The organism is Planktothrix paucivesiculata PCC 9631 (genome assembly GCF_900009265.2).
GTDB classification, from domain to species: Bacteria; Cyanobacteriota; Cyanobacteriia; order Cyanobacteriales; family Microcoleaceae; genus Planktothrix; species Planktothrix paucivesiculata.
Genome location: NZ_LR735023.1, coordinates 1 through 20,111, shown reverse-complemented (window position 1 = coordinate 20,111; position 20,111 = coordinate 1). Strand labels below are relative to the sequence as shown.

General features: G+C 44.1%; 14 protein-coding genes. 2 read left to right on the top strand and 12 right to left on the bottom strand.

What is annotated here, in order from left to right:
• Positions 1-7 precede the first annotated feature (7 nt).
• From PL9631_RS19575 to PL9631_RS19535, 9 genes are all read right to left on the bottom strand, one after another.
• Positions 8-3,925 carry a PatA/PatG family cyanobactin maturation protease gene (locus PL9631_RS19575; RefSeq protein WP_407947598.1) on the bottom strand — a complete coding sequence of 1,306 codons (3,918 nt, stop codon included), beginning with the start codon at positions 3,923-3,925 and terminating at the stop codon, positions 8-10.
• A gap of 89 nt (positions 3,926-4,014) precedes the next feature.
• Complete coding sequence (locus PL9631_RS19570; RefSeq protein ID WP_083622929.1) at positions 4,015-4,818, bottom strand: DUF5829 family protein; 804 nt, start codon at positions 4,816-4,818, stop codon at positions 4,015-4,017.
• Positions 4,819-4,927: 109 nt separating this feature from the next.
• On the bottom strand, positions 4,928-5,848 hold the full coding sequence (locus PL9631_RS19565) for a LynF/TruF/PatF family peptide O-prenyltransferase (RefSeq protein ID WP_083622926.1): 921 nt from the start codon (positions 5,846-5,848) through the stop codon (positions 4,928-4,930).
• Positions 5,849-5,930: 82 nt separating this feature from the next.
• Positions 5,931-6,869, bottom strand: coding sequence for a LynF/TruF/PatF family peptide O-prenyltransferase (locus PL9631_RS19560; protein WP_083622924.1), 939 nt, complete (start codon positions 6,867-6,869; stop codon positions 5,931-5,933).
• Positions 6,870-7,126: 257 nt separating this feature from the next.
• The gene (locus PL9631_RS19555; RefSeq protein WP_083622922.1) at positions 7,127-7,375 is read right to left on the bottom strand and encodes a DUF5837 family cyanobactin class RiPP; all 249 of its coding nucleotides are present in this window, start codon (positions 7,373-7,375) and stop codon (positions 7,127-7,129) included.
• Positions 7,376-7,511: 136 nt separating this feature from the next.
• Positions 7,512-9,839: a TOMM precursor leader peptide-binding protein gene (locus PL9631_RS19550; RefSeq protein WP_083622920.1), complete on the bottom strand. Its 2,328-nt coding sequence runs from the start codon at positions 9,837-9,839 to the stop codon at positions 7,512-7,514.
• 55 nt (positions 9,840-9,894) lie between these two features.
• A complete protein-coding gene (locus PL9631_RS19545) occupies positions 9,895-10,137 on the bottom strand; it encodes a cyanobactin biosynthesis PatC/TenC/TruC family protein (RefSeq protein WP_083622918.1) in 243 nt (80 codons plus the stop codon).
• Positions 10,138-10,189: 52 nt separating this feature from the next.
• Positions 10,190-10,441 carry a cyanobactin biosynthesis system PatB/AcyB/McaB family protein gene (locus tag PL9631_RS19540; protein WP_083622916.1) on the bottom strand — a complete coding sequence of 84 codons (252 nt, stop codon included), beginning with the start codon at positions 10,439-10,441 and terminating at the stop codon, positions 10,190-10,192.
• 105 nt (positions 10,442-10,546) lie between these two features.
• The gene (locus PL9631_RS19535) at positions 10,547-12,520 is read right to left on the bottom strand and encodes a S8 family peptidase (protein WP_083622915.1); all 1,974 of its coding nucleotides are present in this window, start codon (positions 12,518-12,520) and stop codon (positions 10,547-10,549) included.
• Positions 12,521-12,900: 380 nt separating this feature from the next.
• Between PL9631_RS19535 and PL9631_RS19530 the strand changes: the two genes are divergently transcribed.
• A complete protein-coding gene (locus PL9631_RS19530) occupies positions 12,901-14,211 on the top strand; it encodes a hypothetical protein (protein WP_083622914.1) in 1,311 nt (436 codons plus the stop codon).
• Between the two features lie 367 nt (positions 14,212-14,578).
• Here PL9631_RS19530 and PL9631_RS19520 read toward each other — a convergent pair whose 3' ends face one another.
• The 3 genes from PL9631_RS19520 to PL9631_RS19510 form a co-directional block, all read right to left on the bottom strand.
• Complete coding sequence (locus PL9631_RS19520) at positions 14,579-17,224, bottom strand: hypothetical protein (RefSeq protein ID WP_083622913.1); 2,646 nt, start codon at positions 17,222-17,224, stop codon at positions 14,579-14,581.
• A 39-nt stretch (positions 17,225-17,263) separates the two neighbouring features.
• Positions 17,264-18,622, bottom strand: coding sequence for a hypothetical protein (locus PL9631_RS19515; RefSeq protein WP_083622912.1), 1,359 nt, complete (start codon positions 18,620-18,622; stop codon positions 17,264-17,266).
• A gap of 71 nt (positions 18,623-18,693) precedes the next feature.
• The gene (locus tag PL9631_RS19510) at positions 18,694-19,854 is read right to left on the bottom strand and encodes a hypothetical protein (RefSeq protein ID WP_083622911.1); all 1,161 of its coding nucleotides are present in this window, start codon (positions 19,852-19,854) and stop codon (positions 18,694-18,696) included.
• Positions 19,855-19,916: 62 nt separating this feature from the next.
• Here PL9631_RS19510 and PL9631_RS19505 point away from each other — a divergent pair.
• Positions 19,917-20,111, top strand: a 195-nt coding sequence (locus tag PL9631_RS19505; RefSeq protein WP_156090636.1) for a DNA ligase-like domain-containing protein, incomplete at its 3' end; no start/stop codon positions are given.

Below are 20,111 nucleotides of genomic sequence, written 5' to 3'. Positions count from 1 at the left end.
TTGTAGATCAGGTTTGTTCAGAACGCGAAGGCATTGACCAACTCTTGATTTTACCCAAAGTGACGGGCATCTGAAGCACTACATCCAGGGTAAATAGAAAAACCTTGCGTCCCCGGCTACTCCTTTCTGGGTCAGAGAATTCTAGCTTGATATCCCAACAGTCACTGTTTCGCCGACAGAAGGGGCTTTTTTCGACTTCTATAGTGTCGAGTTGACGACGCTCGGCGATCGCTTTCGCAAAGACGGAAGCTGCTTGGAAGATGTTGGTGGCGGCGAAGTTGAGGGCGCGATCGCGCGAAGTCTGACCCACATTGCGTAGATCATTGTAGACTCGGTTGAGGAACGAAGTCAGAGCTTGTTGGATGAGGGGTGCTTGGGCTTCGTCCACCTGACGAGAGATCGCCACCATCGCCGCGTTGACCAGGGTATTCACTTTCCAGCCGTACATTCCTCGGATATCATGTACCTTCACGACTGGCACAACCTGACCAGAGAATAGTTCAACTGTGCGGTTAGTTTGTCGGGCGGGGATGCTAATTCGTTCTACAAATTCATCACTGCTTTGTTGTTCCAGTTGACCTGCTAACATCAGCACAAACATCTCGTAGATCTGGTCTGAAAACGCTCCTGTTGGTTCTAGGACATAGATCGTGTCTCCATCCAGGCTCAACGTCCAGATCAACGAACGGCTTTCGTCTGGGTTGCGATCGAGGTGTTCAACCATCTGACGGGGATCGTAGGGGTCTGGCGGAACCAAGATGCTGTCCATTTCCACTGGAGCCATCCGTTCTTTGAAGGTATCAACACGGGTTTCATCGCCAAAGTCATAGCTCAAGGTTCCCAGAGCATAAACATGGCCCGAAAAAGCGGTACTAGCCTCCACCGTAGCCGGGTCAGCCGCCGCAGTTACCGCTACTTCGGCTGCCATTGGCGTAGCGGCTTGCATTGTCATAGTAGAGCCTCCAACCGAACTTGCTGCGATCGCAGTCATCCCAGCAGGAATACTCAACGTATCCCCTGCGATCGCCGTGCCATAGCCAGCCCATTCGGTGCGGGTCACTTGGTCGCCTGCAAAGGAAATGGTAACAGAAGGTTGTCCAAACAGCACCTTCATCGCACCAGGGATATTGACAAAGCCGCGTAGACAGCGCTCTGGTTCTTCTACAACGTTTGGGTCACAGGGAATAGCAGTATTGAGCAGTGCGGTTCGGACGGCTTCAGCATCAACAGTTTTGCCTTGTTGCACTTGCAAACTCATTAACAGCGCAGCAATACCCGTCATCACCGGAGCCGCCATGCTGGTTCCGGTTAGGCGCACAGGTTTTTCCGTGCAAGGTTGCGCTCCGAGAATATCTTCACCGGGAACAAGGATACCCTCTTCTGCATTATTGCCGCCCCAGTTACTAAAGTGGCACGGCGTACCATCAACCTTTGCGGCTCCCACTGCCAAAGTTCCCGGCAGCACAGCAGGCAGACACCAGCATTCGCCTAAATTGTTCCCCGTCGGCGAGACAATCAAAATATTGTTGTCAATACATTTTTTAATGGCTTTAACTAGGATTTCTTCCCCTTCTCCGGTTTGGGTTGGGCGACAAAAAGCACAGTGGATAATATTTGCACCCAACTCTAAGGCTAACTCAAAGGCACGGGCTAAATTGAGGGGTGAGAGCATATCATCATACTTCCCTAAAGCATCCTGGGGTACATTGATGACTCGGCAGTTGGGAGCCAGTCCAAAAACCGGACTATGTTCTTGACCTACAATGATGCTAGTGACATGGCAAGCATGGCGATTGATGTCAATGCGATCCATCGTTTCTGGAAAAGCAGCCTTGATCGCCGCTTCTTTTGCTTTACCCTTCAGCCCCTGATCCTCAATGGCTTGAAAGGTGGCATAATCTTCTGGGGTGATTGGTTCTGCGGGTTCGTGCCAGTAGGGAAACACCTTAGAAACATTGGCTCCAGCAAAACAGGATAATGTGTGGTCTGGGTTGCCATCTAGAATTACAATCGTGATCCGAGGATCGCCTAATGTTTGGTTGTGAAGTTCAGCCAGTCCGGGAATGCGATCGTCGAGGTCGTGGGGATGGAGTGCGATCGATAGTTGGGTTGCAGAACTCTCAACTTCACTGGCTGAAACCCCTGCTGATTTTTCTCCCTCAGCGACACTGGATAAATCTGGAGTCTGGGCGATCGCATCTGAAGCCGTCAATTCAACAGCCTCAGCCTCCGTCTCTTCGACTTGCTCTGAGGTATTTTCAGGACTTTCTCCTATCTCAGCCGAGGGAATTTCTGCCACTAACTCAACTGACTCAAGCTGATTTCCCAATATTTCTGTTTGACTAGGCTCAGGTTCACCAGAATCAGGCTCAAGATCCATTCCAGCCAATTCTGTCTCACTGGCTGAGACAGTTGCTTCAGCAGGTTCTTCTGAGCCATCCACCTCCATCGACTCCAACCCACTTGCTTCAACATTACGGTTTGGCAACGACCCCAACGCAAATTCTCCCACTGCCGACTCTTCCACATAATTTAAACCAACTGTTTGCCCAAAAGCATCGCTATCACCTCCCCCAATCGCGCAGGGAGCTAACCCCATATTCGTCGCTACTAGGTAGAGATTTTGCTGTAATACTCCGATGTGTTTCAGCACTAACGAATAGCCGACCGAGCGATAGCGACGAAATAGCCGACCAAATCGGGCTGTAATTACTAGAATTACCTGTGGTGTTCCTAAATCAGTTGATTTTTCGATCTTATAAATCTTATAACCTGATAGAGCGAAAATATCGTTTTCTGAGTCAATAATCTGCTCTAATTGATGATTTAGGGGATCGTAGTGGTAGATTCCTTGACTCAAACCTTCACAAAGCCTTACAACTGGGTAAATTTCTAATTCATACATTGCCCCGCCACTCGGATAAGGGCGACGGCTCAACTCCCCATAGTCAATATCTGCTTCAAAACCGAGTATTTCTCGCCAATTCTTACCGAACCACTCTTCTACGCTAAGTAATTCCTTGACACGGGCGGTGCGATACAGCAGTTCGCCCAGTTGCTCGATCGAAATCGGATGGTTATCATCATATTGCCTAACGGATTTCCGTGTCTCGATCGCTTCTGTGAGGGTAGCATCATTAGATATCAACGCCCCCAAGTTCGGACGTGGTAGTGGCACAATCTGGTCACTCATGGGAGGCTTCACGACTGGAAAATCTGACCACTGCTCTATATCATTGTCTATGGCGAGATAGTCGTGGCGACCGAAGCGACTGCGACTATGGAACAGCAGGTTATGGAAGTCCCAAAGCCGGAGGGAGGGGGGTTCCGGGTCAGCCGTCAGAAACCCCGTTGCCCACAGCAGGTTGAGAAACTGATAGGCGGTTTCTGCACCCAAGTACGGTGGTGGTGTCAGTGATCCTAAAGTTTGGGGCTGGGCGAGTTGAGCTAAGATCGCACTGGCTCGCCAGTCGAGGAACTTGACCCGAAACTTCGACAGGGGGGACTCCAGTACCATTGTGCCTTCGTAGGGATGCTGGTAGGCAAAACGGGAGAGGCTGAGACGGGTTTGTGTCCAGTAGGGTTCGGTGAGATTCAACTCGGCGGAATCCACCATCGGGATCGCCACTGCCAGCGGTAACACGGCATAACTCAACCAACCTCGCTCGTCCAATTGTTGTAGCATCTGCCCAAACTGTTCCCCGGCAGCCTGACCCTCCAGTTCGGCTAACCCTTGCACGAGTGATTCAGGGGTGGTGTTGCCTGCCTTGAGATAATCGAGAGCAGCACTGATACCAGGGGTTGTTTCCCAGGTTAGTAAAGCATTCGGCTCAGATTCTGCTCCGTGCAGGGTATAGCCATCTTTAGTGTCGGTGATTTGGACATCAGGGTTAAGGGAAATAGCAAAAGGACAATTGTTGATCATGATTAATAATAAGAAACGGTATTAAATAGGTGGAGCAATGAAAACAGCAATTGGTGAAATTTGTCTTAATTTTTAACGGATTGCTTGAGTCATCCAAACTCCCAAATTGCTAACGAGTTACCCACATTTAACTGTGCATTTTTACCAAAAGTAAAGGTTTTTTCCTGCTGTAATTGCTCTTTGAGAGTGCAAACAACCTTGCGAATTCGATAACGGGGAGCAACTTTCTGGCATACTTTGATCATAAAACTATGGGAATGATAGGTAGTAATATCTCCTTCGCAAGATGATTCATAGCCAAAAGATTGAAGGAGTAATGCCAACTCCTCCTGTTCCGATAAAGTCAATTCAAGATGAACTTCCGATACGTCATCAAATAAACAGGTTTCGGAAGTATCAAGGCTTTTTAGATAAGCAGCACGGTCAAAGCAACCATCACTGGTAAGTTTGATGTTTTTATACTTTAAATAATCCTGATGAAATTCCATCAACCATGAAGCAAAAGCTTCTCTCTCTGCTGGGTTGATGGACAAATAATGAAACCAGGGAACTTTTCCATCTTCGGTTTGACGAACTTGCAAATCAGAAAGGATTTCTTTAGAGCCTAATAAGGATCTAAGCTTTTCCTTGACAATATCAATCTGTCCTGCTTGTTGACTATTGAAACCAAGACCGGAAAAACTTTCTCTTAACCCTTCAGCACCGCCGGGAGGAAAAAGCTCTAGATAGGAATGTTTTCCTCTGAGATAAATTCCCGTCCAGCTTTCTGTATCAGTTTTTACAGTATCTCTGGATATTGTGCAGAATTCTTGGCTAATAAACTCTGATTGACCAATTGACTCTAGGGTTTCTGAGTCGAGAGTAACATATAAATGGTTAAATTCTATTCCCATAGTCTTACTTCTTGAGCCTGATATCAGGTTATTTTCAATCATTATAATTAAAGTGGAGACGGGGAGAGGGGGAGAGTCATTTTCAAAAAAATCAAAATACCGGATGCGGTTAACATTCTTCCCATCGAATGTAGTAAAAATCAAACTTTTCTAATCGACTCTTTTCTAACTCTGCCTCTGTAGCAAACACAGCAGGAACCATGATACAACTTTGACTTTGACAAAAGTCATAAATCCTATCACCTAAGCTATTAAACCTAAAATATTTTGGTATGTCTTTGAGGTTTTTGAAGTAAAACCCTAAAACTGGTGTTGCATAGGCTTTAGAGAAGCATATTTTGAGGAGGTGCGATCCTCTGAAAATGGAATTCACCTTCTGTGAAAAGTATTTTTGGATGTAGGGGGTAAGATACTTTCCTCTGATTCCTAATGCTCCAGGCTGTGCTGGAGCAACAGGACATAGCTCCACATGACTGCGACCATCGAAGAAAAGTTCAAAACCGATGACGACCATATCTCTAATCAGAACCTGTGTTAATTCATCGGAGTAGTGACCCCCATCAAGAGCGATCGCTGTCTTTGCTAATTCTTCACAATCTTGCTCCGTGTCAAAATGGATATACATCATTACACTGGAATCTTCCAGCTTTGACCCCAAGTGAACGCCAATCGTGCTATCCATAATTTTGTCAGAGCCAATATGTACTGCTGCAAACTGCTCAAACGATTCACGATTAATACATACACCCACCCGACTCTCGATTTTATTCAAGAACTTAAACGTATGAGTTAGCAATTGGGGCCAAGTTTTTCTCATAGGGAGAATACCAGTCTCATAACGCCCTGCTAGCAGTCGGCTACCTTCAACTTTGCAAGAGGGTTTAACACTAAATACACCTTCTAACTCAAGAATTACCTCTTCAAAAAGAGGGATAGGGAAGATTGGCTCAACATCAAAAGCCTCTTGATGAGATCGGATAAACTCAATAGGGCGGTCTTTGAACCGATTATTTTGAATATTTTGAAGCATAGTGTTTCAGGACGGGATTCTTTGAGGATGATAGTCAAGGTAAATTGCGGAATATTAAACTCATTTTTAACAAAAATCAATGTTATGGATGAGGTTTGCATCCATCATGTTGATTATAAGAGAAATGAAAATTCTCTAATCTGCTACTTTCTAAATCTTGTTCTTTGACACCGACAGCAGCGTAGGCAATACAATCTTGATTCTGACAAAAGCCGTATATTCTATCTCCCAGGCTATTAAACGAAAACTGCTTTTTAAGTTCTTTAATATCATTAAACTGAAAATACAAAAATGGATATTCTCTTATTTTAGAAAAGCTTACAAAAAAAATATCAGAAGCTTTATAAAGAGCAATAACTTTTTTAGAAAAGATTTTTTGTGCGTATGTAGCAAAAGCCCTACCGCGCTGATTATTACCTCTATATTCCTTGCCTAAATCACCAGCCATGAGTTCTACATCACTGCAACCGTCAAAAAAGAGATTGAATCCAATAATTATCACATCTTTAAGCAAAACTTGTAACAATTCAATTGGGTAGTGGCTACCATCAATCTCGATCGCTGTTCTCACTAATTCTTCAGGATCTTCTTCTGGTTTAATATGAAGATATATCCTTACAACAGAATTCTCAAGTTTTGGATCTAAGTGGAGTCCAACACTACTATCAAGAATCTTTCTAGAATCAATGTGTAATGATGCAAACTGTTGAAGCAAGTCACGGTTGAATTTGACGTTTACTCTACTTTCAACTCTATCTAAGAATTTGAGTGCATATTTCAAAGATCCTGGCCAAGAAACATCTCCATAGTTTGAAACATCAAAACATCCTGCAAATAGCCTATCATTTTCAACTTTGCAAGAAGATTCAATTCCACAAGAACCTTCTATCTCAAAAACTGCCTGTTCAAAAAGAGGGATAGGGAAAGTTGGCTCAACATCAAAAGCATCTAGATGAGTTCGGATAAACTGAAGACGACGCTCCCGTAAGTTGATTTGTTGCAATGAAGAATTTAGAGCCATAGTCTTTTTCCTAAGTAACAGTTAAGCAGGCAGAAGGTTTTTATAGAACCCGACGAATCAATCATCGTGATTCAATAAGGATTAACGTAACAGACTACATCGGCGTGACAGAGATGAGGAAGATATCAAAACGCAAGCTCTAGAAAAGATTCTGATTGCTGTCTATCAATCTTTAACCTCATCTCTATCTGGCTATCTAGCTCGGTGTAGTCTCAAGGCAAAGACGATGAAACGCCATGCTATTGAGACACGCTAGATTACTCATCACCGTCGTAGGAGCAGACGCAGGGGCACATAGACGCATCCACACCGTCGTAGGAGCAGACGCAGGGGCACATAGACGCATCCACACCGTCGTAGGAGCAGACGCAGGGGCACATAGACGCATCCACACCATTACCACCGAGCGCTTCTTCAGACAGTTCAGCCAAGTGGCTGGGGAGTTTACCGTTGGTGCTACGGAGTACGGGTTTGCCTTGGTGGGGCAGGATGTTTTTCTTATCCATGAGAATAATCCTCTTTTTGTTGTTTGGTTTATTGACCCGTTGGGGTGGGTCAGTCCCCTTCTTCCTGGAGAAGAAGCCTACTGGGACGACATTTGTTATGTAGTGAAAGCAAGTCGGCCCTAAACTTTAAAAAAACTTAAAATGGCATCGGTGTGGGGTTCATCTGTGCCTCAGTGAGCGGTTCATCTAGCCATCCCAGTTTCACCGGGACATCATAGAGCCGACCCACCCCAAACCGTGACCAAAAATGGCGCATCCCTGGCACTGTCACCTTAACCACATTCAGCCCAATATCCGGTCGGGTTTGATCAATTACCAAAGTTTCTAAACCCGCTTGTTGAGCAATGTTTACGCAGGTCATCACATCGGTGTAAATATCATCACTCCAACGCTTGGGGTAGTCCTGGGCTGTTTTGAGGGGTTGTGTGGTATCAGGGAGGAGATAGGGATGATCCGCCAGTTTCGCAGTTATTAACCAATCTGTTGCATCACTTTTCAGGTTCTCATCTGGGACTTTATCGAGTTCCAGGCCAATTTGGTTTACTTCTGTGACGGCGCGGAGAATAGCAATAGTCGGGTCGAGGTGCGCCCCAAAGCCGAGAATCAGTCGTTCCGAGCTTCCGGTTTTCCGATTCGACACCCCTGCAAAAGCGGGAATACCCAAGTCTGCTGTTAAATCCAGCACCCACAAATCGCGATCGTTTTCCCGGTAGAACTGCTGCAACTGGACAAAATACGGCTCGTTAAAGCTGCCCAGATCCACTGCCGGACGCCTCAAGCGGTTGTACCACCACAGCGCCACACCGTCGCGCTCCACCAGTTCCATAAACCCTTGCAGAATGGCTTCTTCCAGGGTGTTGCCTGCGGCATTTCCGTTGGAGTCACCTCTGGCGAAGCGGTGTTCTGGGGGTAAGGGATAGTGGTAGTAACACAGGGCTGTCGGCAGATACTTATGGGTTTGCTCTGTTAACGACCACACCGGAGTCCAGTCAATGGCTTGACTCGCATCAAAGCGCTGGGGAATCCAATCGTGAGCCACTGTTGCCTGTTCGTTTAGGGTTTCCCGGTTAGCATATTGGGCATCGCTAAAGCACAAACACTGCTCAGGATGAATCGCCAAGTCTCCCAGTTCTGCCAGGGTTGCCCGTTTGCGGGGTTCGTCTCCCTGAAAGATACCGGAATAGCGTTCCACTGCCTCACACAACCCACTAGCCTTAGATTGGCTATCGGTTTTGCCTTTGCCAGAACTCTTGTGTTTCAGAGTATTCCGCAGACCCCGCAGGGAGGTGGCGCTGCCGAAGCTATGCCCCGCCCGGTAGGTATGTACCAAGGGATTAGCTGGGTCGGTGATTCGCACCAGTTCTGTCACGACTCCCGTCACCGGGCTGATCAAGTGCTGGTATTTCTGCACCGTCTGTTCGGGAGTGGTGCCTCGATGACCGCCATCGCTGGTGAAGTGCTTGGGGCGCGACTCCAACTTCAGGGGTTCAAATCCTCGCCGATGCAAAATCTGGCGATCGCCACAGGTTGGACATTGCGATCGCTTAATCAAGATATGGCTTTTCAAGTCCAAAATTGAGTGGTTTAAGGTGATAATCTTGCCATCGAGGGTGGGAAAGAACACAGTACCCGGTGCAGTGGCATTGACGTGGTGCTTGACAATCCACTTAGCAATCTCAGTTGCCGCGAACTGTAGCCCCGTTTGCAGGGTGGAAGGTAAGGTTGCCCGTGCGGTAGGCAGGCAACCGATTACAGAACCGGACTGACCATTGCGTTGCTGCTGGGCTTGTTTTTGCTGCAACACCGATGCCTCCACTTCCCGGTTGCCCCGTAGCCGATGAGCTAGACAGTCCCAACACCCCGTCTTGCCCGGAACAAACACAGGCCCCAGCCACAGCACACTGCCTACAGGTTTGACCAGTAGCCAAGTTTGTTGACTCCCTAGTGCCTGTTTATTAATCTTGGCGAGTTCGGGCTGCAAATAGTCATCGGTTAAGACGACGTTGAGCGCCGTTGGAGAACCTGCTTCCGTTGGGGTCTGCACGGAAATACCAATGTCCCGCAGAGCCGTTGTCAGGGCTGCTACCGTCACTTCACTGATGTTGCCCACAGGGGTTAGGGTTACAGGCTGCCGTAAAGCTTCCGCAGCAACCGGAGGTGCAATCCCTAACTCGCTCCAAAATGCCGCCACTTCCGAGGACAGTTCCGGGGCTGCCTCAGTCAGATAACCTTTCTCAGCGAGGCGCTCCAGTACATAGTCGATGTATTCTTCTGGGACTTCCCCATCCAGCTTTTCGACAATCTGCTCACGGCTGTGTTGCCCATTTAAGAGGGGCAAAATCTGGCAGTAAAGCTGTCCAGTCAGGGCATGGTTAGCCTGTTCGCCAAGGAGATAAACTTGCTTTGGCTCGATCACCTCGACATGAAAGTGGGGTTGAATTTGGAGCAGTGGGGTGGATTGCATAGAACGAACAGTCAGTGATTAAGTGGACGATAACAAGACCAGCAGCAGCTAGGGGTTAAGCCCAGATGCGACCGCGCCGGAAGGATTTAGGGTCTTTGTCTGATTTCTTGGCTTGATCCTTGACGTATTGGCACCAGTAGGAATAATCTTGCAGCCCGGTCTGGGAAGTGGGAACGTAAGACTTTTTGGGTTCAGGCGTTGCGATCGTCGTTGGTTCAGACTTGCTTGGTTCAGGCGGGGTCAGTTCAGGGTTAGAGGGGACTTCCGAGGATGTTGTTGTGGTTTTGTTCTTGCTCATAGTGTCCTTGGATGTTTAGGGTTGGCTGAGGCATCGCGTGATTAGCAGCCCATTAATAGAATCCTCCCATGCTGCCAAAACCGCCCCAGCCAGGGCTGGCTGAACTCTGGCTGGCACTAGAGTGCATCACTTGGTTGAAACTACGGTTAGCAAAGGCTGGAGGATCGTTATAGTTAGCGGCATGGAGCAGATCCATCCGAATATGCACCAAATCTTCGGGACGACCATTTTCTAGATCCACGCACAGTCCTGGCTGGATGAAATGGGGACGTTCAATCGGGGGAGATAATAGAGGAAGTCGCATAGTTTAGGATTCTCCCTATGGAGAGTATTAATTAACTGAACACATCTGCATCTCCTAGTGAGAGTGGGGTCTAATATTGCACTCTCACTAAAATTGTGCGGCTCCTTAGTAGGGAGAAGACCAAGAACGAACTTCGCCGAGGGTGACAGGAATTAGATCGCTGACATCAATGGTAAAGCGGTAAATCTTCTTGGCACGGCGGCTGTTTTCCGGGTCGAAGAACTTCAGCTTCACATCCCAGCAGTCGCTATCGATCCGGCAGAAGGGGCTTTTCTCTACCGTAATGCTATCGAGTTCCATGCCAACGGCTACCGCTTGGCTGAAAGTTTGGGCAGCTTGGAAGGCGTTGGTAACGGAGAAGTTGAGGGCGCGGTCTTGGGAAGTGGTTCCCAAGTTGCGGAGGTCGTAGTAGATGCGGTTGAGGAAGCCATCCAAGGTTTTGCGGATCGTTTCTTCGTCGGCAGTGCCATCTTCAGCTTGTACCGCGTCCATCGCTGCGCTGACCAGGTTATTGACTTTCCAACCGTAGAGACCACGGGTGCTTTGGGGTTCAATGACCGGGATGACTTGACCGGAGAAGAGTTTAACCTTACGTCCAGTTAAAATACCGGGGATACTCACCCGTTCAACATATTCGCCATCGTTTTCCGGTTGGATTTGACCCGCCAGGAGTTCTTGAAGGGCGCGGTAGGACTCGGCGGCGAAGGGGCCAGCCGGATCAATCGCATAAACCGGAGTCAGTTCAATGTTTAATGTCCAAATCAGCGATCGCGCCTCGGAGATGTTTTCCCCTAGATAGTCCACCATCTGACGGGCATCGTAGGGGTTCGCCGGAACCATGAGTCCTCCACCTAAATCAAAGGGAGGCATGAGTTGTTTAAATGAGTCGCGACGAGCTTCTGTGCCGAAGTCATAACCAAGGGTTCCTAGAGCATAAACAAGCTGACCCATCTCGGCGAGTTCGCTAGGAGCTTGGCTGGCAGTAACGGAATTAGCAGTGAAGTTGGGCATAGTTGGTTGTTGAGTTACAGCAGTAGGGAATGATTGAATTAAGTTGTTTAAGTTGGGAGTGTCGCTGGGGACAGCCCCAGCCGATGGACTGGAAGCCACAGCAGTTAAGCTAGGAGCCGTTTGCTCTTGGGGGGTAGCACTTAATGTGCCTCCACAACCACAACCTGCTGCTGTTACTTCTGATGCCGCAACAGACGAAAATTCCTCGGCCATTTTTTCTCCTTTTAGTAACGTGATTGCTCCAGAGACATTGAGTTTGCCCGCCAGACACCGCCGGCTTTCTTCTGGCAAGTCAAGGTCACAGGGTAAAGCACTCTGCAACAAAATTTGACGAATTTTTTGGGGGTCGGGGGAATCTCCCTGTTCCCGTTGAAGGCTGAGTAATACCCCAGCGACACCAGAAACGATAGGAGTAGCCAAACTGGTTCCACTTAATCGGTGGGTTCCCCCCCCAGCTTTGGCTCCCAGAATATCTTCCCCTGGAGCCAGGATGCCTTGAGTTTGGTAGGCTTCCCCCCAGTTGCTAAAGTCGAGGGGTTTCCCCTGGGCATCCATTGCCCCGACGGCCAGCACTGACGGTAAAGCTGCCGGAACGTGCAAACACTCGCAACCATTATTGCCTGCTGCTGCCACTAACAAGACGTTATTCTCTCGGCACAAACGAACAGCATTTTTTAACCAGCCATCGGCTTCACCAAAGTCAGTGAGTTGACCCCCACTGAGGTTGATGATGTGGGCTCCGGCATGAACGGCTTGCTCGATTCCCCGAGCTAAATCTAGCTGGGAAGTTCGGCGACGGTCATCGGCAAAAATAGGTATGATAATGCCTTTGCATTGAGGTACGATTCCCTGAACGGGGCTACCGGGTTGCCCAAAGAGAATGCTGGCAACGTGAGTTCCGTGCATGGACATACTGCCATCAACTTTAGCGGCTTCTTGCACCAATGTGGGCAGATAGGTAAGGTTTGCGCCTTGGAAGCAAGGGTGAGCTTGATCAACAGGCCCATCCAAAACAGCCACACAAATACTGCTATCTCCTTGGGAGATAGTATGTAATGTATCTAGCATTTAAAGGTGTTATCCTTTTTATTTATGTAGCCTAGATTCTTGATTAAATAATGGGATCTCAAAAATTGTGATTAAGGGGGTTCTGATATTTAGGCTAGCTATAATTTTTATCGAACCATAGTTAGTTGTAGTTAGCAATAGAAATTTCTATTGGTTAATATTTCTTAACTGACGAGGTTGGGTAGTCGCCCCCTCAAGTATACACCCAATAGAGTTTCTTCATAAATACTTCAAAATTTTTCGGTTTAATTAAAGAAAATTCATTCGAGGTAGTTGCAACAGTAGAGCGACTGTCCATTGAGTTATTAATATTTCTTTCCCCTGGACTTCTGGCGGTTGCCGCGTTACAAGCGTCTAAACCATTAGATGGAGGAACAATTATGGCTACATTTACAGGATCACCGTTTCAAGGAACTCTATTAGGCACCAATAAAGCTGATACCTTTTCTGGCCAAGTGACAGGGAATGCGGAGAGTGCTACAGCCTATGGTGCGTTTAACGCTCAGATTGATGCGGGTAATGGCATTGATACTATTACGCTGATGGGTAAAGCTGGTGCCTCTGGAGTTGGTTATGGGGCTTACAACTCAACTCTTAATGGCAATAACGGGAATGATATTATCAAGATTTCTGGTATTGGAAGCAGTTCTGACGATATTGTCTACACAATTGATCTCAGAAATAATGTTTCTTCTCTGCCTCCATCTCCATTCCTATCTTTTGTCACTCCCCCTGAAGACTTTAATCATGATGGATGGCTTGAAACAGTTCTCAAGATCAACCTTGGGCCAGCATCCAGTAATCCCTATGATGTTGCTGAATTTGAGGTGCAATATGATGGAGTACCCACTGGGATCACGGTCAATATTGGAGATTCAAGCACGAACAACGGCTTTGGTGGAGATGGGGCTACTCAGAGCAATGATGCAGAACTGAATATTGGAGGAGTTATAGGTTCTTCTAATATTTATAATGACCTGTTTATTTGGGCTCACGATGGTGCACCATCCCCACAATTGGAGCTTATACCAGATTTGGTGAGTCAAGGTTCCACTGTTAACTTAACTGTTCAAGATGAGTTTCTAGCTTGGAATAATAACTCAGGAATATCAGGTAGTCTCGATTCACCCTATCTTTATAGTCTTAACGGTCAAGCCGATACAGAAGGGCCTGTTAATTATGACATCTTTGCCGCTTTCAATCGAGTGATTGACGGTAATTATCGATATGGATCTGGTGTTGGTGAGGCTAAAATTCGACTCCGGGATTTGGATAGCTCTCTAGGCATTGGGGTGTATCAGTCATCTGTAGGCGGTGACAATGGCAATGACACCCTTAATATTTCTGGTACTAACTTTGGGATTAAAGATGCCCTAATATCTGGTGGCAATGGAGATGACACTTTCACTGTTGGGACAGGTCAAGGTACTGTAGACGGTGGAAGGGGTAAAGATAACTTGATTATCGATTATTTCCAACTCGATCCCAGCACACAAAAACCGACCAATGTGATAGTTAGTACCAATTCAGGCGGAGATGTCTTGATTAGTGGAACAACCGACAATCTTGGCAATCACTTTGATACTTTTGGACAATCTAATGCCTGGACTCAGACAATCAAAGGGGTTGAACTATTTGCGGTAAATGGTACTACCTATAACGCATCTCAGTTTATTAGCAAATTTGGATAAAGTGGCTGTCATTAGAAAGGCGATCAGTTAGAAAGTACAGAACTAGGGGAAATTAGGAATAGGGATGTCAGGATATTTAACATTATCCCACTCATCTCCACCACCTCGGCAGGTATGGTTAGGCTCCATACTCGCTAGGGAGGTTAATTGATTAGAAATTAGTAGGGAGTATATTCATTTTTTACATGGCAATACTCCCTACTTGCTGGGGGAAATTAATTGATTAGAAACAAACAGTTAAATATTATTATAAAAAGCAATAAAACCAAGTATTCCTCAAACAACAAACTCCTGACCCCCACAACTTTGATTCTGATAAAGATGGCATTGGCTGTGAAGGACGTTAATTTTGTGTCCGTATCAGTTATCATAAGGGATTAAATCTACTGCTACTTGACCAGTGATCATTCATAAAGTCATCAATATCTTCTTGAAGCATATCAACTGAAAAGCAATAAAGACTTGTACAAACATCATTAGCTGACATCTTTCGGGGATATTTGTCGTTCTCATAAGATTTGGCATAAATTTTAACCCGACCAGTCCAACCGTTCGGAACTTGAGCAATATCTTTCTCGTTGACAAGCCCCATATTAATAAACCCAGGCTGTCCATCAAACTTCCCTTCTAAACTAACTTTATCCTTGCCATTAACATTCAGAAAACTACTCCTAACTGTTAGTTCTTCTCCATTCCAAGCATTCAACTGGGGACGAGCAAATGGGGTGAATTGAACGGCATAAATTGTTATTAACCAAACTTTTTTATTTTCTAAATTCTTTAGTTCCTCAATAATCTCATCACAAAATAACAAGAAAACTAATCCCGCAGTCCCACTTTGTGCTAAATGATTGGCTCTCCAGTAGGCGGCTGCCCAAGTCCTGGGAGGATAGGGTTTTCTAAGCGGATTGAGAGTTTCCCTCAAAATAACTTCAGTCGAAGCTTTAAATTTAGCCGTAACTTCTTTAACTAATCTATCATCTTCAGTGTCTCTTTTATAAGCTAAAGCCGCACCCATTTCGGCTCTATAAGCGTCACGTTCCCGTAGTGCGATCGCATCTTGAAGTTCATCACTAATGACATTAGAAAATAATGTGAATCTATAATCTTTTGGGGTTGTATCTTCGACAAGATTAGGATATCGCCAATAACTATTAACTAAACTTACTATTCGAGTAACAGTATCAGTTAAATTGTTATTCACAAGACAAGGACGGTTAAGGTAACAATCATCAGATTTTAAATCCTTGAGCCATTGAATATCAGCACCAGATTTATCTAGGAAATCCTTAACAACTTTTAGACCATCTTGATTATTAGGATAAGCGGATTTTAAACTATCAACGGCTATTTGAAGTTCTTGGGATAGAAAATCAATAATTCTCATTTCCCCTTCCTTTGGGATATCTAAAACAATCAATTCAGCCCCAATAGCTCTAGCTCTACCCAACAAACTAGCAACAACTCCGGTAATATCATTCATTGAATTAATAGCAATCTGTTGAAGACTTCCTGTAAGTGCAACCTTGGGAAACTTCTTAACTTTTGGGGGCGAATCCATATCATATAAAGCCATCGTTAAGTTAGGATATCGACTACTATTTATTAGTTGTATAAAATCTCCATCAGTATCCCTCCCCAGACTCAATAAAAGTTCACGAGTCGCGGCTAAAACTCCCCTAGTATTTCGGAATCTACCCTCATGAAAGTTTTCCCACAGTTGAACATCTCCCCAATGGCGCATCGGGTTACAGAAAACGATATATTGACCTTCATTAAAACTTGGTGAGCAAAAAACTTTAGGCTTGAAAATAAAATCATTGCCATAGGGTTTTTGATATTTTTCAAGACTTGTATCCGGTGTACACATAACTGAATAAAACCGGACTCCGGCTGATTTAGCAAGGTTTTTCCACATCTCTCGAAGTCTAAATTTAACCTTTAATAAAACATAAGGATGAAGAATTAAAACCCCTTTTTTATCAGCTTTAATTATCTTGAGAACCGAATCAACATAAGCTACTTCAGCATCAGGATTATCGTCAAGGTTGGCTAATTCTTGTTCAGCTTCATCAAGGTCTATTCGGAGAACATCAGCTAATTTATAAATATCATCAAGGGCAGTGCTTAATTTCTGACATTTCTCATGGAGTTTACTAATTATTCCATCTTCTTCAAGGGTTTCAAAACTAAACCATTGCCATAACATCCAACCAGGTTTAGCACGCCGTTCTTCAGCTTCATGCACAACCCCAATCAAAACTTTACCAGTATAATTCCCAGGTGCGGGTTTATTACCCTTAAAACAAGAGAGGGGAATAACTAAATCATAACCTTTGAATCTATTATCATTCTCAAACTTATATGAATGACTTGCTGTTCCTTTAATAGTCCATTCTTTAAAAATTGCGGCTCTTATCTGAATTGTTTTTGGGTTATCTTCATTGCCAACTGTGTCCCAGCTTTCTAATAGGGTTAGGAGACTTTTTGAAACTTTTGCATGACAATCCCCTGTATCCCAATGAACTCCATTTACTCCATCATCTTGAGGCTCACTTGTTTGGGGATTTCTTCGTTCATCATCAACAACAATATATTTTATTTCTCTATAAAATAATCTATTGCATCCGGTATGTAGAATTGAACCATAAATTATTCGTTTCCAATCATCTTTACTAGGGAAATAATCTCTACCAATTGTTCTTTTAGGAGTAAATAAAAATCTTCCATGGGTTCGACTATTAGATGCTAAATCCAGAAAGTAAGGATCAGAAACATTAGGAACTTTAAAAGGGTCTAATAAACTTGCGTTAGTTGATGTTTTAGGGATTTCCCCAATAATAAACTTTTTGTCAGGGTATAAAGCCGCTAACATTGTATTACGGAGAACTACTGGTGGCGCGGTTGAAAACCTCTGGTTCGTACAATCCCAAACATAAAAAGTTGAAACTGTTATTATTTGACCTTCTGTACCATCTTGTTTAAGTTTTATATTCTCAAATTGTGTGGGCATAATCTCCTCCTTATATTTAATAGAAATATTTAATAGAAATTAGAATGGTTCTCTTGCAAAAGTTTTTAACGAATCCCAGGTAGTTTTCTGAAAAGTTTCATCATTTATTTCTATGGGATTACTAACATTTGTTAAGTCAAACATTAGAGCAACTTCATCATCATTGATATTAAATGCCCAAAATTTAACATAACTAGATTTAGATTCATTGAGCATTCGTTTGGCAAAATCAAGAATATAATCTCTCATTTGTTTTTCATTCATATCGTAAGTAACGCCAAATCCAGTATCAGGAGAATCTCCCAACCTAGTTCCAAAAAGATAAACAAGGTTCCCGAACTTAACTTTCTTATCACTTAATTTAAGGGCAACCAGAATCAATCCTGCAACCAAAGCAATCCAAGGAGCATAAGCCATTAGAACTGCCCACGCACCACCAAATAAAGTTCCCGTTGCCGAGCCAACAGCAGGAACTAATTGAGGTAAAGATTGTAATAGTCCTGCCGACAAATACCGACTAACTTCTGCACCTGCTGAACCAATAGCCTTACAAACAACCGATGTCACCGTATGGGTTAATACTTCTAGGATTTGATTTGGTATTGAAAACATTGATAGGAACCAATTTGCTAACTGATTAATTACCCCCATAACATCCCCTAACTTTGGTGTTAATGTTGGTACTATTAATTCAATTGCTCCAAAACTCCCATAACTTGATATTGGTATTGATTGAGAACTAGAACTAATGCCCATAAATTTTTTAACAAAACTTCTGAGACGATAGAGTTGATTTTTAATAGTTGACGATGCACTGTCTCCGGCTTCTAAAATTAATCCTTCAAGTTCAGTAATTTTATCTTGAATATAATCAATGCCAAATTTAGATTCAAAACTATCTATTGTTGATTGAGCTTGAGATTGAATATTTCCAACTTGAGATTGAAGACTATTTATCTGAGTATTTAGTAAGGGAATATTGAGAGTTTCATTGTAAGCAGAAATCCCCATAATATAATAATAATCATCATCTGAAGATGGGATATCACGATTCATAATACTATTCGCATAAGCTAATAGATTTTGTCCCTTGTAGAGTTTTGTATTGTAGGCTTTGTTGATTCCATAAATACTTTCTAGGGTTAATAATCCACTCATAATTCCAATATCAGGAAGGGCTAAAAGTTTTTCTGCTATTTGTTTTATTGGTTCTAATATTGGTTCAGTTAATCCTGTTAATATCCTAGCGGGAGGAAAATTATTAACCCCATTATTGACGAGATTGTACAAATCAATGGGAATTTCCAAAACATCTTTTCCTAACCAATTCTTAGAATCCTCAGAATCAACAACCCGACTCTTTAACTTTTGTAGATATTTTGCTGTTAATAATGCCATAATGTTATTTGTTATTAGTTTGTTATTGGTTTGTTATCCCTAAAAGCTAGAATTAGGGACAACAGAATGGATTAGAAAGTGTCAAGGGTCACAAAGACTTCTTTAGAGAGAATCTTTGAGCTATCCGAGGCAGTAGTAACAATTACAATGTGGGTATCATTAACAGCAATATCGTAAGAGTATCCCGGTAGAGTACGGAAACCTCCTGGTAAAATTAGCGGCGCATATCCAAACTGTCCAACAGGTTCAGACATTGCTAATACGGCAGAATAACCCTTAACACCGGAGCTACTCAAACCATGGGGGAAAGTTCTCGTGCCTCCAGCAGTATCTGAGGTTCGGCAGGCAAATAAATGTTTTTTAAGTGTGGCAAATCCACTACCAAAAAATACCTGGGTTCCTTGAGCCACCAATGCCCAGAAAGTAGGTTCAGAAACTGGGTTACGTCCCCTGCCATTCTCTTTGATGCAAACATAGGAACTTCCATTAAAAAGTACCGCATCCCTTTGAACATAAAGGGTTTCTGGGTTCCACACCCCTTTGAAGGTCATTATGTAATCTCGACCATCCCGACCATTTGCTCCCTTGCAGAACAATTCCCAACTAGGGGAAACATTAGGGAAAATGCTGGAGTCCTCAAAACCAGAATAATCTGCCTCGGTTAATCCAATTGGATAGTTAATTACTGGTGGATTAGTACAGATATAAACCGCCCATTCAACAGCGTCAAAATAACTAACTAAATCCCCGACTTGATAAGGGCCGTATTGCCAAACTCCTTTCCATCTTATTCCTTCCCCTTTTTCCCCTTTCTCTCCTTGAATACCTTGAATACCTTTAGCCGAATCATCATCAACAATAATCAGGCTGCATTTAGGAATCTCACCAGCAACCGCACCGCCTTTATAACTTCCTAAACTCAAAGGAATAAACTCGTCTCCTTCAACAAGGTTTTCTTGAATAATAGTAAATTCAAGGGTTTTTATTCCGCCCTCTCCATCAGCCCAAGTTAATAATTGAGAACTCCCAGTAGAAGTTGTTGGATTAATTGGAAGAAAATCTAATTTTCGAGTAGCACGACCCAAACTAGAAGCCGAACTATTTGTTACTTTTACGCTAACTAATCCAACATTTCCTTCAGTTCTTTCAACAGAAACTTTAGCTCCAATATAAGTTCCATCTTCTCGGATTCTAAACTCAGTTTGAGTGAAACTTAATTTCCCCGCAGCCATAATTTTACCTGGTAATTTGATAGTATTATCGTATCATAAAGTTGATTTTTAGGACAACAAAAATGGCACTATCTTGTCAACTGGCAAATACCTACTATCCCACCAAAAACTATGGGGTTTCGAGTTGGTGGAGTTCACCGAAACTCGACGGAGTACGGGGACTCTACTTACCAACAGAACAATCAATTTTTAGTCGAACATTGAAATCAAAATTCGTTGGGATAGACCATATCCTAGCTATTTGTAAGCAACAAGGC

Excerpts from the sequence above, each read along its gene's own strand:
- PL9631_RS19560 (WP_083622924.1), bottom strand. The coding sequence starts at position 6,869 with ATGGCTCTAAATTCTTCATTGCAACAAATCAACTTACGGGAGCGTCGT.
- PL9631_RS19575 (WP_407947598.1), bottom strand. The coding sequence starts at position 3,925 with ATGATCAACAATTGTCCTTTTGCTATTTCCCTTAACCCTGATGTCCAA.
- PL9631_RS19570 (WP_083622929.1), bottom strand. The coding sequence starts at position 4,818 with ATGGGAATAGAATTTAACCATTTATATGTTACTCTCGACTCAGAAACC.
- PL9631_RS19515 (WP_083622912.1), bottom strand. The coding sequence starts at position 18,622 with ATGGCATTATTAACAGCAAAATATCTACAAAAGTTAAAGAGTCGGGTT.
- PL9631_RS19535 (WP_083622915.1), bottom strand. The coding sequence starts at position 12,520 with ATGCTAGATACATTACATACTATCTCCCAAGGAGATAGCAGTATTTGT.
- PL9631_RS19565 (WP_083622926.1), bottom strand. The coding sequence starts at position 5,848 with ATGCTTCAAAATATTCAAAATAATCGGTTCAAAGACCGCCCTATTGAG.
- PL9631_RS19530 (WP_083622914.1), top strand. The coding sequence starts at position 12,901 with ATGGCTACATTTACAGGATCACCGTTTCAAGGAACTCTATTAGGCACC.
- PL9631_RS19520 (WP_083622913.1), bottom strand. The coding sequence starts at position 17,224 with ATGCCCACACAATTTGAGAATATAAAACTTAAACAAGATGGTACAGAA.
- PL9631_RS19550 (WP_083622920.1), bottom strand. The coding sequence starts at position 9,839 with ATGCAATCCACCCCACTGCTCCAAATTCAACCCCACTTTCATGTCGAG.
- PL9631_RS19545 (WP_083622918.1), bottom strand. The coding sequence starts at position 10,137 with ATGAGCAAGAACAAAACCACAACAACATCCTCGGAAGTCCCCTCTAAC.
- PL9631_RS19555 (WP_083622922.1), bottom strand. The coding sequence starts at position 7,375 with ATGGATAAGAAAAACATCCTGCCCCACCAAGGCAAACCCGTACTCCGT.
- PL9631_RS19510 (WP_083622911.1), bottom strand. The coding sequence starts at position 19,854 with ATGGCTGCGGGGAAATTAAGTTTCACTCAAACTGAGTTTAGAATCCGA.
- PL9631_RS19540 (WP_083622916.1), bottom strand. The coding sequence starts at position 10,441 with ATGCGACTTCCTCTATTATCTCCCCCGATTGAACGTCCCCATTTCATC.